Origin of the sequence: Duganella lactea, assembly GCF_009857505.1 — a bacterium.
Lineage (GTDB): Bacteria > Pseudomonadota > Gammaproteobacteria > Burkholderiales > Burkholderiaceae_D > Rugamonas > Rugamonas lactea.
Genome location: NZ_WWCP01000078.1, coordinates 1 through 4,611, shown reverse-complemented (window position 1 = coordinate 4,611; position 4,611 = coordinate 1). Strand labels below are relative to the sequence as shown.

Below are 4,611 nucleotides of genomic sequence, written 5' to 3'. Positions count from 1 at the left end.
AAGCGGTGATCAGTGCTGTCGTTCACAAACTGACGCATCTGATTTACGGTGTCATCCGTACTGGCAAGCCTTTCGACCCCAAATACTTATCGAAAAAGCTTGCCATTCAAGACGGTATCTGACACCCGTTTTTCTTCAGACCAGCACCAGGTTATCCCGATGGATCAGCTCTTTGCCTTCGACGAAGCCGAGGATGGCTTCGATTTCGCTGGAGGGCTTGCGCATGATGCGGCGCGTTTCAGCGCTGGTGTAGTTGGACAGGCCGCGCGCCACCGGCGCGCCGGTTTCGTTGACGCAGGTGATGACCGCGCCACGTCCGAATTCGCCCTGCACTTCCACCACGCCGATCGGCAGCAGCGACTTGCCTTCGCCAGTCAGCTTCTGCACCGCGCCGGCGTCCAGCACCACCTGGCCCGCCGTGTGCAAGTGATCGGCCATCCACTGCTTGCGCGCCGTCAGGTGGCCGGTCTGCGCCGCCAGTTCGGTGCCGATCGCTTCGCCGCTGGCCAGACGCGCCAGCACGTCGTGCTCGCGGCCATAGGCGATGACGGTGTGGGCGCCGGATTTGGCGGCGCGCTTGGCGGCCAGGATCTTGGTCAGCATGCCGCCGCGTCCCAGGCTGCTGCCGGCGCCGCCGGCCATCGCCTCCAGCGCCGCATCACCGGCGCGGCCATGCTGGATCAGCACCGCCGACGGGTCCTTGCGCGGATCGGCGCTGTACAGGCCTTGCTGGTCGGTCAGGATGATCAGCGCGTCGGCCTCGATCAGGTTGGCGACCAGCGCGCCCAGCGTGTCGTTGTCGCCGAATTTGATTTCATCGGTGACCACCGTGTCGTTCTCGTTGATGATCGGGACCACGCCCAGCCGCAGCAAGGTGGTCAGCGTCGAGCGCGCGTTCAGATAACGTTCACGATCGGCCAGGTCGGCGTGCGTCAACAACACCTGCGCGGTACCCAGCTGGTGCGCGCGGAAGCTGGTCTCGTAGATCTGCGCCAGGCCCATCTGGCCGACGGCGGCGCAGGCCTGCAATTCGTGGATATCGGTCGGCCGCTGCTCGAAGCCCAGGCGCAGCATGCCTTCAGCAATCGCGCCGGACGACACCAGCACCACCTGCTTGCCCAGCGCGCGCAGGCCGGCGATCTGCGCGGCCCAGCGCGCGATGGCGGCGTGATCGAGTCCGCGCCCGTCATTGGTGACCAGTGACGATCCAACCTTGATGATGATGCGGTTTGCTTTTTGTATGACGGAATTCATAAGGCGACAATCTCAAAACAAGCGAAAAAAAGGCTGCTGTATTTTGGCGGGCGGATTGCCCTGCTTTGCCGCGAACAGTCGCCGGCTCCGGGATGGGGAGGCGGCGCCGAGTGGGAAAGGCATAATCAGCTGATAACTGATTATGCCGGTGATGCAGAGGATTAGTCGAGGATTTTGAAGCGCGGATCGTCCGGATCAATCGACGAAATACCGCGCGCCTCTTCGGTCATGTGGGTTTCTTCCGCGCGCTGCTCGACGTGGCGGGTTTGTTCCAGGTGCTTCTGGATGGCGTTGACCAACTCCTGCGTGCCGTCGTGGCTCAGCGCGGAGATTTCGAACACCGGGCCTTTGAAGCCGAACTTCTTGATGAAGTCCTTGACCTTCTTGGCGCGCTCTTCTTCCGGCACCATATCCAGCTTGTTCAGCACCAGCCAGCGCGGCTTGTCGACCAGCTCTTCGTCGTACTTCTTCAGCTCATTGACCAGCGCCTTGGCTTCCTTGACCGGATCAACGGTGGCCTCGAACGGCGCCAGGTCGACGATGTGCAGCAGCAGGCCGGTGCGCGACAGATGGCGCAGGAACTGGTGCCCCAGGCCCGCGCCTTCGGCGGCGCCTTCGATCAGGCCGGGAATGTCGGCGATCACAAAGCTCTTCTCGTGCGACACGCGCACCACGCCCAGGTTCGGGTGCAGGGTGGTGAACGGGTAGTCGGCGATCTTCGGCCGCGCGTTCGACACGGCGGTGATGAAGGTCGACTTGCCGGCGTTCGGCATGCCCAGCAGGCCCACATCGGCCAGCACCTTCAGTTCCAGGCGCAGCGTGCGGTGCTCGCCTTCCTTGCCCGGCGTCTTTTGACGCGGCGCGCGGTTGGTCGAGGTCTTGAAGTGGATGTTGCCCCAGCCGCCCTCGCCGCCCTTGGCCAGCAGTTCCTGCTGACCGTGCTCGCTGAGGTCGGCCAGAATTTCGCCGCTGACGTCATCGATGATCAGGGTGCCCAGCGGCATGCGCAGGAACATGTCATCGGCGCCGCGGCCATAGCAGTCGGCGCCACGGCCGGCTTCGCCGTTGCCGGCGCGGTGCACTTTGGAGAAGCGGAAATCGACCAAGGTATTGATGTTACGGTCCGCTATGGCCCAGATCGAGCCACCCTTGCCGCCGTCGCCGCCGTCAGGGCCGCCGAACGGGCGGAATTTTTCACGGCAAAACGACGAGCAGCCATTGCCGCCGTCACCACCGATTACTTCAATTTTTGCTTCGTCGATAAACTTCATGATGTACCGCCATAAAACTAAAAGGCTCTACCTATGGGCAGAGCCTTTCGATTGAAGGCTTGCGCCTTACAAAACGGCCCCATCAAGGGGCCGGAGCGTAAATTACGCTGCTGCTACTACGGTGACGAACTGTTTCGAGCCTTCACCTTTTTTGACGAACTTAACCACGCCGTCCACCAGAGCGAACAGGGTGTGGTCTTTGCCGGTGCCTACGCCTTCACCAGCGCGCACCGGGGTGCCGCGTTGACGAATGATGATGCCGCCAGCATTGATCGTTTGACCGCCGTAAACCTTAACGCCCAGGCGTTTTGATTCCGAGTCACGACCATTTCGCGTTGTGCCGCCGCCTTTTTTGTGTGCCATGCTAAAGCTCCTTGGATACTAAAAAGTGTCGATACGCGATTAGGCGTTGATCGAAACAACTTGGATTTCGGTGTAGTTCTGACGGTGACCCTGATGCTTCTGGTAGTGCTTACGACGACGCATCTTGAAGATCGTCACTTTTTCGTGACGGCCGTGGGAAACAACGGTGACCAGAACCTTCGCACCTTCAACCAGCGGAGCACCAAATTTGATGCTGTCGCCCGCGCCAACGGCGAGGACTTGGTCAATGGTGATTTCGGAACCAATGTCTGCCGGTATCTGTTCTACTTTAAGTTTTTCGCCAGCGACAACTTTATACTGTTTGCCACCGGTTTTTATGACCGCGTACATGATTTGAAACCTCTCAAATGTTTATAAAAATCCACCGGGGAAACCGGGGAACCGCAGATTATACACAGGAACCATTTTTGCGTCAAAAACTATTCACAAATGGCGGAGGGCGTGGTATGTCAAACAATTTTGCCGCGCGGCGGGCGCGGCCGGCGACAAGATAAGTACGGCAAACGGGGGGTGACGCCCCTGTGCGCGGGGGCATGGCGTATAATTCCGCCACCATTAGTCTAACTGCACAGGTTCGCCTTGTCTGCCGCTACCCAAAACGTTACCCAAAACACCATCATCGAAACCATTGCCGCCGACATGGACGCGGTCAATGCGGTGATCCGCCGGCGCCTGCATTCCGAGGTGTCCCTGGTCAATCAGATCGCCGAATACATCATCAGCGCCGGCGGCAAGCGCATCCGTCCGGTGCTGGTGCTGCTGGTGGCCAACGCCTACAGCTACCGCGGCACGGCGCACCACGAGCTGGCCGCCGTGGTGGAATTCATCCACACCGCCACGCTGCTGCACGACGATGTGGTCGACGAATCGTCGCTGCGCCGCGGGCGCGCCACCGCCAACGCGCTGTTCGGCAACGCCGCCTCGGTGCTGGTGGGCGACTTCCTGTACTCGCGCTCGTTCCAGATGATGGTCGGCCTGAACAATATGCGCGTGATGCAGATCCTGTCGGACGCCACCAACGTCATCGCCGAGGGCGAGGTATTGCAGCTGCTTAACATGCACGATCCAGACGTTAACCAGGAGCGCTACCTGCAGGTGATCCGCTCCAAGACCGCCAAGCTGTTCGAGGCGGCGGCCGAGCTGGGCGCGCTGGTGGCCGGCGCCGACGACACGCAGATCGCCGCCGCCGGCGAATACGGCCGTTCACTGGGCACCGCCTTCCAGTTGATTGACGACGTGCTGGACTACGCCGGCGACGCCAGCGAAATCGGCAAGAACGTCGGCGACGACCTGCGCGAAGGCAAGCCGACGCTGCCACTGATCTACCTGATGGAAAACGGCACGCCGGCGCAGCGCGAACTGGTGCGCTCGTGCATCGAAAATGGCGACGAGCAGCATTTCGACGCCATCCTCGCCGCGATCACCAGCAGCGGCGCGCTGGACTACACGCGCGAGCAGGCGGTGATCGCCGCCCGGCGCGCGTCGGACGCCATCGCCGACCTGCCGGACAGCGTCCACAAGCAATCGCTGCTGCAACTGGCCCACTTCTCGGTCCACCGCAACCACTAAAAACCGGGGTGTCAGATACCGTCTTGAATGGCAAGCTTTTTCGATAAGTATTTGGGGTCGAAAGGCTTGCCAGTACGGATGACACCGTAAATCAGATGCGTCAGTTTGTGAACGACAGCACTGATCACCGCTT

The 4,611-nt window shown here is 61.0% G+C and carries 5 protein-coding genes; 1 reads left to right on the top strand and 4 read right to left on the bottom strand.

Annotated features, from left to right (window positions below; genetic code table 11):
• Positions 1-135: 135 nt before the first annotated feature.
• The 4 genes from proB to rplU all read right to left on the bottom strand — a co-directional run bounded on the left by proB (position 136) and on the right by rplU (position 3,239).
• Positions 136-1,254: a glutamate 5-kinase gene (gene proB, locus GTP44_RS26675; protein ID WP_161021787.1), complete on the bottom strand. Its 1,119-nt coding sequence runs from the start codon at positions 1,252-1,254 to the stop codon at positions 136-138.
• A gap of 161 nt (positions 1,255-1,415) precedes the next feature.
• Positions 1,416-2,525, bottom strand: coding sequence for a GTPase ObgE (gene obgE, locus GTP44_RS26670; protein ID WP_161021786.1), 1,110 nt, complete (start codon positions 2,523-2,525; stop codon positions 1,416-1,418).
• Between the two features lie 102 nt (positions 2,526-2,627).
• Positions 2,628-2,888, bottom strand: coding sequence for a 50S ribosomal protein L27 (gene rpmA / locus GTP44_RS26665; protein WP_092278705.1), 261 nt, complete (start codon positions 2,886-2,888; stop codon positions 2,628-2,630).
• 39 nt (positions 2,889-2,927) lie between these two features.
• Positions 2,928-3,239, bottom strand: a complete 312-nt coding sequence (rplU, locus tag GTP44_RS26660; RefSeq protein WP_154362250.1) for a 50S ribosomal protein L21 — start codon at positions 3,237-3,239, stop codon at positions 2,928-2,930.
• A 249-nt stretch (positions 3,240-3,488) separates the two neighbouring features.
• Here rplU and ispB point away from each other — a divergent pair, with 249 nt between their 5' ends.
• Positions 3,489-4,478, top strand: coding sequence for an octaprenyl diphosphate synthase (gene ispB / locus GTP44_RS26655; RefSeq protein WP_161021785.1), 990 nt, complete (start codon positions 3,489-3,491; stop codon positions 4,476-4,478).
• The last annotated feature ends 133 nt before the right edge of the window (positions 4,479-4,611 follow it).